This is a genomic window from Streptomyces sp. NPDC058464, from assembly GCF_042721035.1.
Lineage (GTDB): Bacteria > Actinomycetota > Actinomycetes > Streptomycetales > Streptomycetaceae > Streptomyces.
This window is the reverse complement of sequence record NZ_JBHXMA010000021.1, coordinates 21,520-38,246: the sequence shown is the minus strand read 5'-3', so window position 1 is coordinate 38,246 and position 16,727 is coordinate 21,520. Positions and strand designations below refer to the sequence as shown.

Here is a 16,727-nt window from a genome sequence, read left to right as displayed (position 1 = left end):
CGGCTTCTCGGCTCAGGAGAAGTCCAGCACCACCTTCCCCACCGCCTCCCCCGTCCGCAGCCGCTCCACCGCCTCGGCCAGCCGCTCCGGCCGGTGCCGTTCGACCGGCAACTCCAGCTCGCCGGCCGCCAGTTCACCCAGCATCCGGTCGACGTCGGCGGCCACCTCCCGGCCCCGGGTCATCAGGTTCACCGGCAGCAGTGAGACGTCGGCGAGCAGGAATTCCGCGAGGTCGACGGTGAGTTCACGGCCCGCGGTGTACCCGACCAGGGCGACCCGGCCGCGCGGCCGGACCAGGCCCAGGGCGGCCCGCAGCACCGGCCCGCCCACGGTGTCGACGACCGCGTCCACCGGCCCGCCCACCGCATCCGCCGTCAACTCCCCCGCCAGGACCGCCTTCGCGGCGGCCGGGACCCGGTCGAGCTTGGCGGGCCGCCCGACCACGCCGATCACCTCGGCCCCGGCCCGCGCCGCGACCTGAACGGCCAGTGACCCGACCGCGCCCGCGGCGCCGGTGACCAGCACCCGCTCGCCGGGCCGCACGCCCGCCACCGTGTGCACCGCCGCCCAGGCGGTACCGGCCGGGGTGAAGAACCCGCAGGCGAGCGCGGGATCCGTGCCCTCCGGCACCGGGATCGCGGCGGCGTCCGGCACCAGGGCGTGGCCTTGCCAGCAGCCGTCCCGGCGCAGTCCGAGCCCCTTGCCGTTGATCCTGACCAGGCTGCCCACCGGGTGGCTGTCCGAGGCGAGCACGTGCCCGGCCCCGTTGGTGCCGGGCACGGCGGGCAGGTCCGGCAGGATCCCGAACTTCCCGTCCACGACGTTGAGATCGAGGTGGCCGACCTGTGCCGCCAGCATCCGCACGAGGGTGTGGCCCGGCTGGGCTTCCGGCACGGGCCTCTCCCGGAGCCGGGGCAGGACGCCGAACTCTTCGAGGACCAGGGCACTCGACGTGCCGCTCACATTGCCGCTCACAGTTTCACTCCGTATCGACGCAGGACCCGGGAGGCCACGATCCGCAGCACGCGGTCGAAGACGAACCCGAGGAGGCCCAGGGTGATGATCCCGACGAACACCCAGTCGATGCGTCCGTAGTTGCGGGAGGTCCAGATCAGGGAGCCGAGGCCGACCTGGGCGGCGACGATCTCGGCGGAGACGATGGTCAGGAAGCTGTTGCCCATGGCCAGCCGCGCCCCGGTGACGATGTACGGCACCGTCGAGGGCAGTACCACCCCACGCAGGATCTGCCCCCGGCACGCGCCGAGGCTCGCCGCCGCGCGCAGCTTGGACTCGCCGACCGACATCACCCCGGCGCTGGTGTTGAGGATGACGATGAAGACGGCCGTGTAGAAGATCAGCACCACCTTCGAGGACTCGCCGATGCCCAGCCAGACCACGGCCAGCGTGACGAAGGCGACCGGCGGGATGAACCGGAAGAACTCGATGTACGGCTCCAGGAGCCGGCGTACGACCTTGCTCTGGCCGACGAGCAGCCCGGCCGGTACGCCCACCAGTAGCCCGAGGCCCCAGCCGATCAGGATGCGGCGGCTGGAGGCGATGATCGAGTTGGTGAGGGTGCCGTCCTTCGCGAGGTCGCCGGCGGCGGTGAGGGTCTCGTGCGGGGACGCCACGAGCGAGGGGCCGTAGTGCAGGGCCAGGAGCTGCCAGACGCCGAGGCCGACGAGAACGGAGACGGCGTACAGGCCGGCGGAGCGCAGCCCGAGGACCGCCCTGCGCTCGGCGCGCGGTTTCGGCGGGGCGGTGGCGGTCACGGTGGTCACTGTGGTCACGACGTCTCCTCCACGTCACGTTCCTGGTCGAGTCCCTCGTCGAGTCCCTGGTCGAGTCCCTGGTCGAGTCCCTCGTCGAGTCCCTCGTCGAGTCCCTGGTCGAGTCCCTGGTCGCGCAGGGCCTTGCGGACCTCTTCGCCGATGTCCTGGCGCAGGCTGCGGCGCAGGTCGAGGGCGGCCGGGTCGTCCTCGTCCCGGGGCCGCGGCAGGTCGACGGGGTAGACGGACTTGACCGAGGCCGCCGGGCCCGCCGTCATGACGGCGACCCGGTCCGCCAGCAGGATCGCTTCCTCGATGTCGTGGGTGACGAACACGACGGTGCAGCCCGAAGCCTGCCAGAGGCGGGCCATCTCCTCCTGCATGACCTGCCGGGTCTGCGCGTCGAGCGCGCCGAACGGCTCGTCCATCAGCACGACCCGGGGCTGGTTCGCCAGCACCCGCGCGATCTGCACCCGCTGCCGCATACCGCCGGAGAGCTGCCCGGGGAACCGGTCGGCGCAGTGCCGCAGCCCGACCAACCCCAGGTACTCGTCGGCCAGTTCGTGCTGCTCGGCGCGGGAGCGGCCGCGCATCCGGGGCCCGAAGGCCACGTTCTGCCGGACGGTCAGCCAGTCGAAGAGCGCCTCGCTGCTCTGGAACACCATCCCGAGGTCCGGGTCGGGTCCGGTGACCGGCTGCCCGTCGACGGTCAGCCCGCCCTCGGACGGCCGGACGAACCCCGCCAGCGCAGACAGCAGCGTGGACTTGCCGCAGCCGCTCGGCCCGAGCAGACACAGGAACTCACCGGCTGCCATGTCCAGCGTGATGCCGTCCACGGCGTGGAAGGAGCCGAACCGGATCCCGACGCCGTCGACGCGGACGGCGGCCCCGTGGCCGCCCGCCCGGCTGTCCGTGCCCTCGGTCCGGGCGGGCGCGGGGCCCGTCTGGATGGCCTTCGTCATCGCTCACGATCCCTTCGTGTCGAACGGGAGGAGGCTTCTGCTGCCGGCCTGTGGCTCCATGGGCACCTCGGGGGGGGGTGGCGGGGAAGCTGCCTGGGGCGGTACCGGGGGTGCGGGGAATTCGCGCACCGTAGAACGTGCCGGGTGGCGCGCGCATGGCCGGTGGTCCGCTGAGCGGAACGCCCGCCCCGGCGGGCCCGCGACGCGCCGGCGGTCTGCTCAGCGGAACGGTTTCGTAGGCCGCCACCTGCCGTGAGCCGAAGCTCGTCTCCACGCACCGACGGCAGCAGGAGGTCACGCACGATGACGACGGGTGAAGGCCCGAAGAACAGAAGCCGGACCGCGCCCGGCCGGCAGGACTGGTCTTCCTGGCCGCACTACGACGGCGCCGCCCAGGGCTTCCGCGGCTACTGGTACCCGGTCACCTGGTCCAGCCACCTGACCGGCAAGCCGCAGCCGTACACGATCTGCGGCGAGAAGATCACCCTCATCCGGGACGGCGGCACGGCGTACGCCCTGCACAACCGCTGCCCGCACCGCGGGGTGCCGCTCTCCGAGGGCGACCAGCAGTTCCCCGGCACGGTCAGCTGCCCCTACCACGGCTGGACGTTCGACCTGCCCACCGGAAAGCTCAGCGCGGTCATCACCGACGGGCCCGGCTGCCGGCTGACCGGCAAGGTGGGCGTACGGACATACGCGGTCGAGGAGCGCCTCGGCATGGTGTGGGTGTACATCCCGCTCGCCGACGAGGAGCCCCACCCCATCGACGAGCAGCTCCCCGAGGAACTCGTCTCCAACCCCTTCGTGATGGGCGGCCGGATCGAGCCGCGCGGCGGCAACTGGCGGTTCGCCTGCGAGAACGGCTTCGACGAGGGCCACGCCAAGTACCTGCACCGCACGGCCCTGTGGCGGCTGTTCAAGCCGATGCCGACCTGGAACATCACCAGGATCGTGCCCCGCGGCCGCTGGATCTACCGGGTCCAGGACGAGGTCCACTGGGAGGCCGACTTCCCCGGCGTGGGCCACTGGTCCAACAAGCGCTGGTGGAAGATGCAGCCGCCGAAGGAGACCTTCAACATCGGCAACACCGGCAAGGCGGACAGCATCAACCCGACGATCGAGGCCCAGGACTTCCCCGGCTTCGCGTCCCTGTCCATGCCGGGTGTGCTGCGGATCGTCTACCCGAACTTCATCCACTACGAGTTCTACGTCCCGGTGGACGCCGATCACCACAACTACGTCGGCGTGATGGTCAACTTCACCGAGGGCTGGTCGACCCTGCGCTTCTACGCCAAGTATTTGGGCGCCATCCGCTGGCTGTTCCACGGCCAGTTCTCCGGCCAGGACGCCTGGATGGTCGACGTCACCGACGCGCCTCCGGAGAAGCTCTACCGCCCCGACGTCTCACTGACCTCCTGGCGGAACCTCAGCGAGGAGGAGTACGGCAAGAAGCTGGCCGGGACGGGCACGGCCGGACCCGCAGCACCCGCAGCACCCGCAGAGAAGGAGGCGTGAGCATGCGCCGCACCCTGTTCACCCTGCTGGCCGGAGCCGCTCTCGCGATCGGGTTGCCGCTGGCCAAGCGACGCTTCGAGCGCAGCACCATGACCCAGGTCCACAGGATAAACCAGTGAACGTCCTGGCCGGCCTCGACGAGCGACGCGCCGGCTGGGTCACGGAGGCCTGGCGGCACGTCACCGCCGATCGGCTGCGTGAGCTGGTCGTGGGGCTGGTGGACATCGCGAGCCCCACGGGGGACGAGGGACCGCTGGCACGGCACATCGCCGGCACCATGTCACATACCATTAAAGATTCAACAACACAGCCCCTCGACGACCGCCAGGCCAACGCCTGGTCCCGCCTCAAGGGCGACGGCACCGGCCCCGACCTCATGCTCTACGCCCCCATCGACACCCTCACCGTGGGCGACGAGCGCGAGGACCTCCCTTGGATCGGCCCGGAGCTGCGGGAGGACATGCGGCCGCGGGCGACCGTGTACGACGACCTGGTCACCGGCCTGGGCGCCTCCAACCCCAAGGGCCACGCGGCCTGCGTGATGATGGCCGCCGAGGCGATCGCCCGCGCCGGTGTCCCGCTCACCGGCGACCTGGTCGCGGCGTTCGGCGCGGGCGGTATGCCCACCAACGCCCGGCCCGGCGGCCCCAGGCTCAACACCGGGCAGGGAGTCGGCTGCTCGTTCCTCCTGGAGCAGGGCGTGTGGACCGACTACGCGGTCATCGCCAAGCCCGGCTGGACGGTCTCCTGGGACGAGGTCGGCCTGGTCTGGTTCGAGGTCACCGTCCGCGGCACCCACACCTACGTGGGCTCGCGCCACCGGCTGCCGTACGACAACGCCGTCGCCCGCGCCGGGGAGGTCGCCCGGCACCTGGAGGAGTGGTTCGCCGAGTACGCCGAGCGGCACACCGGCGGCACGGTCGCCCCGCAGGGCGTCGTCGCCTCCGTGCGCGGCGGCTGGCCCCGCATGGCCGCGGTCACCCCGGCCTCCTGCACCCTGATGGTGGACCTGCGGATCGCCCCGGAGACCTCCCCGATGCAGGCGAAGCGGGAGTTCCTGGCGGCCCTCGGCAGACTGCCCGGAGACGTCACCGCGGAGATGGTGCTCGCCATACCCGGCACCCGGACCGACCCGGACAGCTGGATCCGCCGCTCCGCGACCGCCGCCTGGGAGGCCTTCGAGGGCCGCGAGCACGAGGTGATCCGCGGCAACAGCGGCGCCACCGACGCGAACATCCTGCGCGCCCGCGGCATCCCGACGGTGCGCGTCGGCATGCCGAAGGTTCCCCAGGCCGAGGCGCCCTTCGAGATCGACTTCGCGCGCGGGATGAACACCGTCTCCGTGCGGGCGATGGAGAAGCTGACCCGCCACCTGATCCGTACGGCGGTCGACACCGTCACCCGCCCCCGCACAGAGATCCCCGGAGACCCGGCATGACCGAGATCGTCCTGGGTGTCGGCGCGTCGCACAGCACGCTGATGAACACCCACTGGGACCAGACCTTCCACAAGGACCGCGCCGAACGCTTCCGCGACGCCCTGGCCGCCGCCCGCGACCGGCTCGCCGCCGCCCGCCCGGACACGGTGGTGCTGGTCGGCTCCAACCACTTCCGCGGCTTCTGGCTGGACCTCATCCCGAGTTTCACGCTCGGCGTCGGCGAGTGCGTGGCGAGCGGCGAGTCCGGCACCCCGAAGGGCCCGCAGCGGGTCGACGTCCCGCTGGCCCGGCACCTCGCCGGCTCCCTCGTCGAGGACCACGGTTTCGACATCGCCTTCTCCGCCCGGCTGCAGATCGACCACGGCCAGTCGCACGCGATCCAGTACCTCCTCGACGGACTCGACGTGGAACTCGTCCCGCTCGTCGTCAACGTCTTCGCGCCGCCGCTGCCGACCCTGGAGCGCTGCGAGCGACTGGGCCGGGCCATCAGGGAGACACTCCTCTCCTTCCCGGCGGACCGGCGGGTCGCCGTCATCGGCTCCGGCGGCCTCTCGCACCGGCTGCCCTGGCCGGACTGGCGTGCCCCGCACGGCGACGACGAGGAGTTCATGGTCGACGCCTGGCTCAACGGCCGGGAGAACTGGCAGGACTACGACGTCCGCCGCCGCGAGATCATCCGGGCCGCGGAGGCCGCGCTCACCCCCGAGTTCGACGAGGAGTTCCTCACCCTCCTGGAGCGCGGCGAATCCCGCCGCCTGACCGGCCTCACCACCGAGGACCTGGAGAAGCGGGCCGGCAACGGCGCCCAGGAGATCCGCACCTGGCTGCTGATGGCGGCCGCCCTCGGCCACGTCCCCGGACACCGGCTGGCCTACGAGCAGCTGCCCGAGTGGCTCACCGCCATGGCCGTCGCCGTCCTCGACCCCGCGTCCCCCGCGCGCCCCGCGTCCCCCGAAAGGCAGTCATGAGCATCTGGACCGAACTGACCGGCACCGACCACCGTCTCGCCTACGTCGACGCCGGCGGCATCCGCACCCGCGCCCTGCAGGCCGGGCCCGAGGACGGCGAGCACGTGGTGTTCCTGCACGGCACCACCGGCCACCTGGAGGCCTTCGTCAGGAACATCCCGGTGCACGCCGCCGCCGGGTACCGCGTCCACGCCGTCGACATGCTCGGCCACGGCTACACCGACAAGCCCGACCGGCCCGGTGAGATCCCCGCCTACGTCGAGCACCTGATCGCCTACCTGGACGCCGTGGGCGCCGAGCGGGCGCACCTGGTCGGTGAGTCGCTGGGCGGCTGGGTGGCGTCCTGGGCGGCGAGCGAGCACCCGGACCGGGTCGCCTCCCTGCAGCTGCTCTGCATGGGCGGCACGAAGATCAACCCGCAGGTGATGGAGCGGCTGAAGACCGCGACCAGGGCGGCGGCCCTGGAGGACGACATCGCCCTCACCCGGGACCGGCTGCGGCTGCTGTGGGCCGAGTGGGACGAGGACCTGGGCGAGGAGCTGACCCGGGTCCGGTACGAGATCTACCACCAGCCCGAATTCCAGCAGAATCTCGACAACCTGCTGGCCCTCCAGGAGGTCGACCGGCGCGAGCGCAATCTGCTGCGGCCGGACCGGATGGCCCGGATCAAGGCCCCCACGCTGGTGGTGTGGGCCAACAAGAACCCGTTCGGGGACGTCCCGGAGGGCGAGGCCATCGCCGCCGCGATCCCCGGGGCCCGGCTGGAGGTCTTCACCGAGTGCGGGCACTGGCCGCAGCACGAGAAGGCGGAGCTGTACAACCCGCTCAGCCTGGGGTTCCTCGGCGAGGCCGGCTGACGATACGGCCCGCTGACGGTACGACGAATTTACCCCTGGCCTCTGGCCTGATCACGGGACACATGGTTCCGTTTCCCGCATGACGCAGGACTGACTTCCGCATGGCAACGGATTGACCGGGAGGTTCCGCCCATGACCGTCACCACGGTCGGCCGCGCCGACACCACGCCAGCCGAACCCGCACCCGCCGTCCCGCGCGGTTCCGTCATCCCACGGGCCGAGGCTCCCGGCCAGGACACCATGAACTCGGTCCTGGGCAAGGTCAGGCCGATCCTGGAGGCGTTCACCGCCGAGGACGACGCGCTCTCCCTGGCCGAGCTGGTGCGCCGGACCGGGGTGGCCAAGGCGACCGTGCACCGGCTCGCGCAGGAGCTGGTCGTCTGGGGGCTGCTGGAGCGCTCGGGCTGCGACTACCGGCTGGGGCTCAAGCTCTTCGAGATCGGGCAGCGGGTGCACCGGCAGCGGATCCTGCGCGAGGTGGCCCAGCCGTACATGGAGGATCTCCTGCTGGCCACCCAGGAGACCATCCACTTCGCCATCCACGACAGCCTGGACGTCATCTACCTGGAGAAGATCTTCCCGCACCGCGGCCTGAGCGAGGAGTCCCGGGTCGCGGGCCGGCTGCCGCTGTACTGCACCGCGACCGGCAAGGCGATCCTGGCGTTCTCCCCCGCCTCCCTGTTCGCGGAGGTGGTCCGGAGCGGGATGAAGCCGCTGACCCGGCACACGGTGACCTCGCCGGGGCGGCTGCGCGCCCAGCTGGAGCGGGTCCGGGCCGACGGCGTGGCGACCGAGGCGGAGGAGATCAGGCTGGGCTACGCGAGCATGGCGGTGCCCGTCTTCAGCCCTCAGTCCACGCTGGTGGGGGCGCTGTCCATCACCGCGCCCACCTACCGGATGGACGGCCCCGGCCATGCCGTGGCGCTGCGCACGGCCGCCCTGGGCATCGCCAGGTCGCTGCGGTGAGCGCCGTACTGGACGAGGTCCTGGCGCGGGCCCGGGGGCTCGTCGGGGAGTGGGAGAGCGAGGACTGCGGGGTGCTCGCCGTGAAGGACTTCTGCCGGTACGCGGCGGCCCTGAACGACGTCGGCTATCTCCGCCGGGCCCGGACCCAGGAGGCCGCCGGGGACGAGGTCGTGGCCCCCGCGCTGTTCCTCGCCGGGACGATGAGCTGGCAGGACGGCCCCGCCGAGCACGAGCTGCGCCCGGACGGGCTGGCCGTCCGGGAGTCACCGTGCACCGCGGGCCTGCCGGTCCGCCAGGTGCACGGGGGCCAGACGGTGCGGCTACGGCGGACCCCGGTCGCCGGCACCCGGGTGACCGCCGCGCGGGCGGTCACCTCCGCGGACCGGCGGCAGGGGCGGACCGGCGACTTCGTGCTGCTCGGCGTCACCACCCGCTTCACCGCGCAGGACGGTGCCGAGCTGATGGCGATGGACGAGACGATCGTCGTACTGGAGGGACCGTGAACGGCGCGCCCGCGGCCGGGCAGGTCTGCCCGCCGCGTTCCTACACCCACACCCCCGTGCAGCTGTTCCGGTTCAGCGCCGTGTCGTGGAACTCCCACCGCATCCACTACGACGCCGGGTACGCCGCCTCCGAGGGGTTTCCCGGGGTCGTCGTCCAGTCCACCCTGCACGGCGAGACCCTCAGCCGGCACGCCCTGGACTGGGCCGGGCCGGGGGCGGAGCTGGCGTCGGTGAGCTGGCGCAACCGGGCCACCGCCGTGGCCGGGGAGCCGCTGACCTGGACGGGGACGGTCCGTGCGGCCGAGCCCTGTGACGGGGGTACGCGTGTGACGCTGGACGTCGCCGTGGTGAAGGGCGACGGCGTCCCCTGTGTCACAGGGCTCGTGGAACTCACCTGGCGTGCTGGTCGTACCAGCCCTTGAGCAGGGTGGTGTCGAGGTCGGGGGACTTCTTGACCAGCTTCTGTGCGAGCAGGAAGTCGACGATCTTCTGTGCCGAGGTGACGTCGGCGCCGCCGAGGCCGCGGGCGGAGAAGGTGATCTCCGGGAGTACCTTCTCGGTGTCCGCGACGGGCAGTTTCACCTGCTTGTTCGTGGCCTCGGCGGCCGCCGCGGGGTCGGAGGTGACCAGCTTGTCCGCCTGGGCGACGGCCTTGAAGACCTTGCCGGCGGTGTCCTCGTTGTCCTTGAGCCAGTCCTGGTCGGCCAGCAGCCACTGCACGTAGCGCACCCCGAAGTCGCCGATGCGGGCGGTGATGTGGCCGCCGGACGCGGCGCCCTTCGCCGCCCAGGGCTCGTACAGCACGTACCCGTCGATCGAGCCGCGCGCCAGCATGCCGGGCATCTCCGGGGCCGAACTCTGCAGGATCTTCACGGACTTCGGGTCGATGCCGTTGTGCAGCAGGTACTGGTGGGTGGCGTACAGGCCGAGCCCGCCGATCGACGCCATGGTCCTGATCTGCCCGGGCTCGGTGATCCCGTCGCGGAGGACGACCTTGAGGTAGCGGTCGGAGGACTGGAAGACGCCGAGGGCGCGCAGGCCGGGGTCGTTGACCATGAGGGGCAGGGCGGTGGAGTCGGCGTTGGCCGCGATCTGCGCGGTGCCCGCGGTCACGGCCTGGGACGCGGCGGGTCCGCCCTCGGTCTTCACCAGCTCGACGTCGACGCCCGCCTTCTTGAACAGCCCGCGTTCCTCCGCGAGATAGAAGGGGGCGTACGAGGCGTCCACGCCGAGGGCGACCCGTACCGTCGGCAGCCCCGCCGCCGACACCCCCGCCGAGTCCGTCGTGCCTGCCGAGCAGGCCGTGGCCAGGAGCAGGACCAGTGCCGCGCCGACGGCGCCTCTCCCGCCCGATGTCCTACCGATCGCGTCCGTGTGCATCTCGCCCTCCCGGGGTCGTGGTGCATGGGTGGGAGGACGGTCCCAGCGCCGGGCGGGGAGGTGTGAGCGAAGCGTCCTGCTGACCGGAACGGCCGGGGCGGGCGCGGTGTCCCGCTCACCGGGACGATGCGGCGCCATCGCACAGGCGCGGGCCCGGCGTCCTGCTCACCGGAACGAACCCGTAGGACGGTATCGGGCCCCGCTCCTACGCTCCCGGGTCATGAGCGTTCTCACCGACGTGCCGACGAGCACGGACGCACCCGGCGCGATCGAGACGGACATCCTGATCGTCGGCGCCGGTCCGGCCGGCCTGTACGGCGCCTACTACGCCGGCTTCCGCGGGCTGCGGGTCGCCGTCATGGACGTCCTGCCGCAGCTGGGCGGCCAGATCAGCGCGATGTACCCGGAGAAGCCCATCCACGACATCGCCGGGTTCCCGGCGGTGCGCGGCCGGGACCTGGTGGCGAACCTGGTGGCGCAGGCGGAGCCGTACGGCCCGCGCTACCTGCTCGGCCACCGGGCCGTCGAGCTGACGCACGGGCCCGACCTGTTCCCGGTCGTGCGCAGCGACCGGGGGGCCGTGGTCCGGGCCGGGGCGGTCGTCGTGACCGGCGGGGTGGGCACCTTCACGCCCCGGCCGCTGCCGGCCGGCGAGGACTTCCTGGGCCGCGGCCAGGTGTACTTCGTACCGGACCCCGTCGAGCACACCGGGCAGGACGTGGTGGTCGTCGGCGGTGGTGACAGCGCCTTCGACTGGGCCGCGGTCCTCGCCCCGATCGCCCGGTCCGTGCGGCTCGTGCACCGCACCGCCCGCTTCCGTGCCCACCACGCGAGTGTGCAGAAGGTCCGTGACCTCGGCATCGAGATCATCACCGACACCGAGGTCGGCGCCCTGCACGGCACCGCGCGCGTCGAGCGGGTGGAGCTGCGGCACCGCGTCACCAAGGCGACCCTGGAGGTTCCGGCCGACACCGTGGTCGCGGCCCTCGGCTTCATCGCCGACCTGGGCCCGCTGCAGCACTGGGGCCTCGGCCTGAACGCGCGCCGGATCAGCGTGGACACCCGGATGGCCACCAACCTGCCCCGGGTCTTCGCCGCCGGCGACATCACCGACTACCCGGGCAAGGTGCGCCTGATCGCGGTGGGCTTCGGCGAGGTCGCCACCGCCGTGAACAACGCGGCCACCGTCATCGACCCCGAGGCCGCGCTGTTCCCCGGGCACTCGACCGAGAACCCCGGGCATCCCGCCCAGAAGGAGAACTGACATGGCCTACGTCATCGGCCCGGCCTGCGTCGACATCATGGACCGCTCCTGCATGGAGGAGTGCCCCGTCGACTGCATCTACGAGGGCGAACGCAAGCTCTACATCAACCCCGTCGAGTGCATCGACTGCGGTGCCTGCGAGACGGCCTGCCCCGAGCAGGCGATCACCGTGGACCGGCTCGCCGACCCCGAGTTCCGGGCCGACAACCGGCGGTTCTTCGAGGAGACCCTGCCGGGGCGGGAAGCGCCGCTGGGGACGCCGGGCGGTGCGAACGGGCTCGGCCCGGTGGGCATCGACACCCCGCTGGTACAGGCCCGTTGATGAGGGTCGGGGTCCGCGTCCCGCCCTGCGACCGCGCCGACCGCGTGCTGGAGACCGTACGGCGGGCGGAGGAACTCGGCTTCGACGACGTCTGGTTCCCGGACTCCCAGCTGCTGTGGCGGGACGTGTTCACCACCCTCACCGCCGCCGCCCTGGGCACCGACCGCATCGGCCTCGGCACCGCCGTCACCAACCTGGCGACCCGCCACCCGGCGGTGGTGGCCTCCGCCGCCCGCAGCGTCGCCGAACTGGCGCCCGGCCGCTTCACGCTCGGCCTCGGCGTCGGCAACAGCTCGGTCGGCCCCGTCGGACTGCCGCAGAGCACGTCGGCGGCGATGCGCGAGGGCATCCGCCTGCTGCGCGCCCTCCTCTCCGGCGAGGAGCGGGAGTTCCCGGGCGGGGTCCGCTCACGCCTGCGCGACCCGGGCCCCGGTGTCCCCCTGTACCTGGCCGCCAGCGGGCCGAAGAACCTGCGGCTGGCCGGGGAGATCGCCGACGGGGTGATCCTGCTCAGCGGGGTCTCCCCGCGGACCCTCGCCCGGGCGGCCGCCCGGGTGGGGGAGGGAGCCGCCGCCCGCGCGGCCCGGCCGCCGCTCACCGTCTCCGCGTTCTGTGCCGTCACCGACGACGTCGAGGCCGCGGCCAGGCAGCTCAAGCCGATCTGCGCCTCGATCGCCCAGAACGGCGGGGCACCCTTCCTGGCCCTTGCGGGCATCGACGTCCACGTGCCGGAGAAGGTCGAGGGCGTGTACCCCGACCTGGTCCACGCGGAGGACTGGAAGGCGGCCGTCGACATCTGCTCGGCCTGGATCAGCGACGACAACGCCCTGCGGTTCGCCGAGGAGTTCTGCCTGTCCGGCACGGCCGACGAGATCGCCACCCGGCTCCGTGCCCTGGAGGCGGGCGGGGTCGACGGTGTGTTCCTCCAGCACGTCGGCTCCTACGACCCGCCCACCGACCTGATCGAGGCGGTGGGCAGCGCTGTACTGCCCCGAATCAAGTGAGAGCTCAAGTGACAGCTTCAGTAAGGGAGAAGACCGTGCGAAAAGGCTATGTGCCCAGCAGGTTCGGCCAGTTGCACTACGCCGAGTGCGGCGCCGGCGAACCCGTCCTGATGCTGCATCAGACCCCGCGCTCCTGGACCGAGTACCTGGAGGTGCTGCCGCTCGTCGGCGCCGGACACCGGGCGATCGCGATGGACACCCTCGGCTTCGGGGCCTCCGCCAAGCCCGAGGGGCCGCACTCCATCGAGCGGTTCGCCGACGCGGCCGAGGACCTGGCCGACGAACTCGGCCTGGACCGCTTCCACCTCGTCGGCCACCACACCGGCGGGGTGATCGCGGTGGAGCTGGCCGCCCGCCTCCAGGACCGCGTGGCCAGCCTCCTGCTGTCCGCCACCCCGTTCATCGACGACGAGAAACGCCGGACGGCCGCCGAGCGCAAGCCCGTCGACCATGTGGACCCGGTACCCGACGGCTCCCACCTCCTCGACCTGTGGAACCACCGGCGCGGCTTCTACGAGGTCGGCCAGGAGGCCGCGCTCACCCGGTTCATGGTCGACGCGCTGACCGTCCTGGACCGCGTCGAGGACGGCCACGTCGCCGTCCGCACCTACGAGATGGACCGCCGGCTGCCGCTCGTCACCGCCCGCACCCTCGCCGTCTGCGCCCCCGGCGACCACTACTCGCTGCCCTCCCTGGACAAGTTCGCGGCGGCCCTCAAGTGCGGGACCCGAGTGCTGTCCGGCGGACATGTGCCACTCCCCGAGCAGTTGCCCGGGGAGTTCGCGCAGGTCGTACGGGACTGGGCGGCGGCCGGGTAATCCGGTCACCTGAGGCCGATGTGCGCACCCGGACCGAGCGGCAGGTCGAAGCCGTAGAAGACGCCCAGGATCGCCAGCCACACCACCAGGAACGGCACGGTGAAGATCGCCAGCCGGGAGATGAGGGTGCCGAGCCGGGCGTCGGGTTCGTAGCGGCGGAGCATCGCGAGGAGCAGGAAGACGTACGGGTTCATCGGCGTGATGATGCCGGTGGCCGAGTCACCGATGCGGAACGCCGCCTGGCTGAGGGCCGGGCTCATGCCGAGCAGCATGAACGCCGGCACGAACACCGGCCCCACCAGCGACCACAGCGCCGACCCGGAGACGATGAACAGGTTCAGGCAGGCGGCGAGGAGCACGAACGCGACCAGCGCCCAGAAGCCCGTCAGGCCGATCGCGTCCAGCCCGGCGGCCGCCTTCACCGCCAGCAGGATGCCCACGTTGGACCAGTTGAACAGGGCGATGACCTGGGAGGCCACGAACATCAGGACGATGTAGCCGGCCATGTTCTGCACGGAGCCGGTCATCGCGGTGACCACGCCCTCCGAGCCGCTGAGCGCCTTGACCGTGAAGCCGTAGGTCAGGCCGGCCAGCAGGAACGCCCCGAACAGCACCGGCACGATGCCGGTGAGCAGCGGGGAGGGCACCAGCGCCCCGCCGTCGCCGCGCAGCGGGGCGCCCTCGGGCAGCCACAGCGACAGCACCGCGGCCGCGTAGGCGAGGACGACGAGCGCGGTGTACAGCAGGCCCCGGCGCTGGACGGGGGTGAGGGCCAGGTCCTGCTCCTCCTCCGGCTCGTCGGCGGAGGGCTCGTAGACGCCCAGGCGGGGCTCCAGGACACGGCTGATGAGGAACCCGCCGAGCAGGCCGAGGACCAGGCTGCTGGAGGCGGTGAAGAAGTAGTTGATGAGAAGGTTCAGGTCGAGGCCCTTGGCGGCCGGCAGGACCGCGGCCGCCTGCTGGGTGATGCCGATGTAGAGGGCGTCCAGCGAGCCGATCGTGAACCCGGCCGCATAGCCCGCGCCGACGCACGCGAAACCGCCGATCAGACCGGCCACCGGATGGCGTCCCGCGCTCTTGAAGACCACGGCGGCCAGCGGCGGCAGCACGATCGCGGCCACGTCGCTGATCATGTGCGCCTGGCAGGCGACCAGCGCGACCAGGTACGGCAGCAGGGCCCGGGGGGCTCGGGCCAGGGTGGCCCGCATGACCGTCTCCAGGAGCCCGGCCTTCTCCGCGACCCCCACCGCCATGATCATGAGCAGGACGGCGGCGACGGGCGGGAAGGTCGCGAAGTTGGTGACGAGGTTCTCCGTCAGCCAGCGCACGCCCTCGCCGGTGAACAGCCCGGTGATCGGCTTGGTGTCGGTGGTGCCGGGGACGGTGACGTGCACGTCGCCGAGCGCGAGTGCCGTGGAGACCACGGCGAGCAGCAGGAAGAGGACGGTGAACAGCAGGATCGGGTTGGGGAGCGCGTTGCCGACGCGTTCGATCAGCGCGAGCACCCGGTCGACGCCGCTGGGGCGCCGTCTGTCCGGGGACTCGCTCGGGGCGGGGAGGTCGGTGAGTGAGGACATCAGAGCCGCCCTTCCGGCGTTGTTGGCAGGAGATCCTTGCGTACGACGCCGTCCTGGACGACGCAGACGATGTTCGCGGGGTCGCCGAGGACGCCGATGTCCCGGAGCGGGTCCCCGTCGCAGACGACCAGGTCGGCGGTGCGGCCCTCGGTGAGGGTGCCCAGCCGGTCGGCGACGCCGAGGAGTTCGGCGGCGGTGCGGGTGCCGGCGACGATGGCGGCCATCGGGTCCATGCCGAGGTCCACCAGGTAGGAGAGCTCCATCAGGTTGACCCCGTGCGGGCCGACGGCCGCGTCCGTGCCGAGGGCGATCCGGGCACCGTACTCGATGGCCCGCGCGATGTTCTCCTTGGTGACGCCGGACCAGCGGGTCTTCTTCTGGTAGTGGTAGTCCGGCATCGTGTCCTTGTTGATGCCGGCGTAGACGGTGGACAGCGTCGGCACGACGAACACCCCGCGCTCGCCGGCCAGGTCGAGGGCGCGCTCGTCGAGGCCGTAGCCGTGCTCGATGCTGGTGACGCCGCCGCGGATCGCGTTGAGGATGCCGGCGTTGCCCTGGGCGTGCGCGGCGACGGGCTTGCCGCCGTGCCGCCGGGCCTCGTCCACGACGGCCCGGATCTCCTCCTCGAGGAGGCCCTCGTCGTCGGGATCGTCGTAGGGGCTGCCCATGCCGCCGGTGGCGCAGACCTTCACCAGGTCGGCGCCGTCGCGCAGCACCCGGCGCACCGCGAGCCGGGCCGCCGCCGTGTCGTCGGCGATCTCGGACATCCCGGCGCTCAGATCGGTCCCGTCGGGCAGCCGGACGTCGGCGTGGCCGCCGGTGTGGCTGATGATGCGTACGGCGGTGTGCAGCCGGGGTCCGACGACGCGGCCGCTCTCCACGGCCGTCCGGAAGCCCGCCGACAGGCCGCCGAGGTCGCGGGCGGTGGTGATGCCGGCGTCGAGGGTCCGGCGCAGCCGGGTGACGGTGTCCAGGGTGACCAGGACCGGGTCGAGTTCGGCGCGGCGGCCGGGCGCCGACCCGTGGGCGTAGGCGAGGTGGACGTGGCAGTCGAAGAAGCCGGGCAGTACGGTGCGGCCACCGGCGTCGACGCTCCGCTCACCTGCGGCGGGCGGGGCGGTCGCGGCGAGACCGGCGTAGGCGATGGAGCCCTGGGCATCGATGGTGACTACGGCGTCGTCCACCGGGGCGGCGCCGGTGCCGTCGATGAGGCGGGCGCCATGGATCCGCAGGGCGGTCTGGGGGGCGATGGGGTCCGTCATGGGGTGCGGTCACTCCTCATCTGTCGGGGACAGTCGAGAACACTCGGGGCGGTCGGGAACGGTCGGGGGCAGGAGAAGGGAGTGTGGAATGCTGAGGAAGACCTGGTGTGACGATGCAGACT

General features: G+C 72.2%; 17 protein-coding genes. 11 read left to right on the top strand and 6 right to left on the bottom strand.

Annotated features, from left to right (window positions below):
- Positions 1–12 precede the first annotated feature (12 nt).
- From ACFWPQ_RS26335 to ACFWPQ_RS26325, 3 genes are read right to left on the bottom strand one after another with little or no spacing between them, the layout of a single operon-like run.
- Positions 13–975, bottom strand: coding sequence for a zinc-binding alcohol dehydrogenase family protein (locus ACFWPQ_RS26335; RefSeq protein ID WP_384039487.1), 963 nt, complete (start codon positions 973–975; stop codon positions 13–15).
- Positions 972–1,790 carry an ABC transporter permease gene (locus ACFWPQ_RS26330; RefSeq protein WP_384039484.1) on the bottom strand — a complete coding sequence of 273 codons (819 nt, stop codon included), beginning with the start codon at positions 1,788–1,790 and terminating at the stop codon, positions 972–974. Before ACFWPQ_RS26330 ends, ACFWPQ_RS26335 begins: the two co-directional genes overlap by 4 nt.
- Positions 1,787–2,731: an ATP-binding cassette domain-containing protein gene (locus tag ACFWPQ_RS26325; protein WP_384039480.1), complete on the bottom strand. Its 945-nt coding sequence runs from the start codon at positions 2,729–2,731 to the stop codon at positions 1,787–1,789. Before ACFWPQ_RS26325 ends, ACFWPQ_RS26330 begins: the two co-directional genes overlap by 4 nt.
- A gap of 303 nt (positions 2,732–3,034) precedes the next feature.
- Between ACFWPQ_RS26325 and ACFWPQ_RS26320 the strand changes: the two genes are divergently transcribed.
- From ACFWPQ_RS26320 to ACFWPQ_RS26290, 7 genes are all read left to right on the top strand, one after another.
- The gene (locus ACFWPQ_RS26320; RefSeq protein WP_384039477.1) at positions 3,035–4,246 is read left to right on the top strand and encodes a Rieske 2Fe-2S domain-containing protein; all 1,212 of its coding nucleotides are present in this window, start codon (positions 3,035–3,037) and stop codon (positions 4,244–4,246) included.
- 124 nt (positions 4,247–4,370) lie between these two features.
- Positions 4,371–5,684 carry a M20 family metallopeptidase gene (locus ACFWPQ_RS26315; protein ID WP_384039863.1) on the top strand — a complete coding sequence of 438 codons (1,314 nt, stop codon included), beginning with the start codon at positions 4,371–4,373 and terminating at the stop codon, positions 5,682–5,684.
- Complete coding sequence (locus ACFWPQ_RS26310) at positions 5,681–6,652, top strand: catechol 1,2-dioxygenase (RefSeq protein ID WP_384039474.1); 972 nt, start codon at positions 5,681–5,683, stop codon at positions 6,650–6,652. The genes ACFWPQ_RS26315 and ACFWPQ_RS26310 overlap by 4 nt, the downstream gene beginning before the upstream one ends.
- A complete protein-coding gene (locus ACFWPQ_RS26305; RefSeq protein ID WP_384039471.1) occupies positions 6,649–7,509 on the top strand; it encodes an alpha/beta fold hydrolase in 861 nt (286 codons plus the stop codon). The genes ACFWPQ_RS26310 and ACFWPQ_RS26305 overlap by 4 nt, the downstream gene beginning before the upstream one ends.
- Positions 7,510–7,641: 132 nt before the next feature.
- Entirely contained in the window at positions 7,642–8,475 is an 834-nt protein-coding gene (locus tag ACFWPQ_RS26300) for an IclR family transcriptional regulator (RefSeq protein ID WP_384039468.1), read from the top strand.
- A complete protein-coding gene (locus ACFWPQ_RS26295; protein ID WP_384039465.1) occupies positions 8,472–8,978 on the top strand; it encodes a MaoC family dehydratase N-terminal domain-containing protein in 507 nt (168 codons plus the stop codon). The genes ACFWPQ_RS26300 and ACFWPQ_RS26295 overlap by 4 nt, the downstream gene beginning before the upstream one ends.
- Positions 8,975–9,400, top strand: a complete 426-nt coding sequence (locus ACFWPQ_RS26290; protein ID WP_384039462.1) for an acyl dehydratase — start codon at positions 8,975–8,977, stop codon at positions 9,398–9,400. Before ACFWPQ_RS26295 ends, ACFWPQ_RS26290 begins: the two co-directional genes overlap by 4 nt.
- On the opposite strand, the gene ACFWPQ_RS26285 is transcribed toward ACFWPQ_RS26290, so the two are convergent.
- Positions 9,369–10,358 (bottom strand): ABC transporter substrate-binding protein, encoded by a 990-nt coding sequence (locus ACFWPQ_RS26285; protein WP_384039458.1) that lies wholly within the window; start codon positions 10,356–10,358, stop codon positions 9,369–9,371. The genes ACFWPQ_RS26290 and ACFWPQ_RS26285 overlap by 32 nt on opposite strands.
- 220 nt (positions 10,359–10,578) lie before the next feature.
- Between ACFWPQ_RS26285 and ACFWPQ_RS26280 the strand changes: the two genes are divergently transcribed.
- The 4 genes from ACFWPQ_RS26280 to ACFWPQ_RS26265 are packed head-to-tail and all read left to right on the top strand — an operon-like array spanning position 10,579 to position 13,766.
- Entirely contained in the window at positions 10,579–11,622 is a 1,044-nt protein-coding gene (locus ACFWPQ_RS26280) for an NAD(P)/FAD-dependent oxidoreductase (RefSeq protein WP_384039455.1), read from the top strand.
- A gap of 1 nt (position 11,623) precedes the next feature.
- The gene (fdxA, locus tag ACFWPQ_RS26275) at positions 11,624–11,944 is read left to right on the top strand and encodes a ferredoxin (RefSeq protein ID WP_384039452.1); all 321 of its coding nucleotides are present in this window, start codon (positions 11,624–11,626) and stop codon (positions 11,942–11,944) included.
- Complete coding sequence (locus ACFWPQ_RS26270) at positions 11,944–12,948, top strand: LLM class flavin-dependent oxidoreductase (protein WP_384039449.1); 1,005 nt, start codon at positions 11,944–11,946, stop codon at positions 12,946–12,948. Before fdxA ends, ACFWPQ_RS26270 begins: the two co-directional genes overlap by 1 nt.
- 35 nt (positions 12,949–12,983) lie before the next feature.
- Entirely contained in the window at positions 12,984–13,766 is a 783-nt protein-coding gene (locus tag ACFWPQ_RS26265) for an alpha/beta fold hydrolase (protein WP_384039447.1), read from the top strand.
- A 5-nt stretch (positions 13,767–13,771) separates the two neighbouring features.
- Here the strand turns inward: ACFWPQ_RS26265 and ACFWPQ_RS26260 are convergent, their stop codons facing one another.
- Both ACFWPQ_RS26260 and ACFWPQ_RS26255 read right to left on the bottom strand, forming a co-directional pair.
- Entirely contained in the window at positions 13,772–15,343 is a 1,572-nt protein-coding gene (locus ACFWPQ_RS26260; protein ID WP_384039444.1) for an AbgT family transporter, read from the bottom strand.
- Positions 15,343–16,605 (bottom strand): amidohydrolase family protein, encoded by a 1,263-nt coding sequence (locus ACFWPQ_RS26255; RefSeq protein ID WP_384039441.1) that lies wholly within the window; start codon positions 16,603–16,605, stop codon positions 15,343–15,345. Before ACFWPQ_RS26255 ends, ACFWPQ_RS26260 begins: the two co-directional genes overlap by 1 nt.
- Between the last annotated feature and the right edge of the window lie 122 nt (positions 16,606–16,727).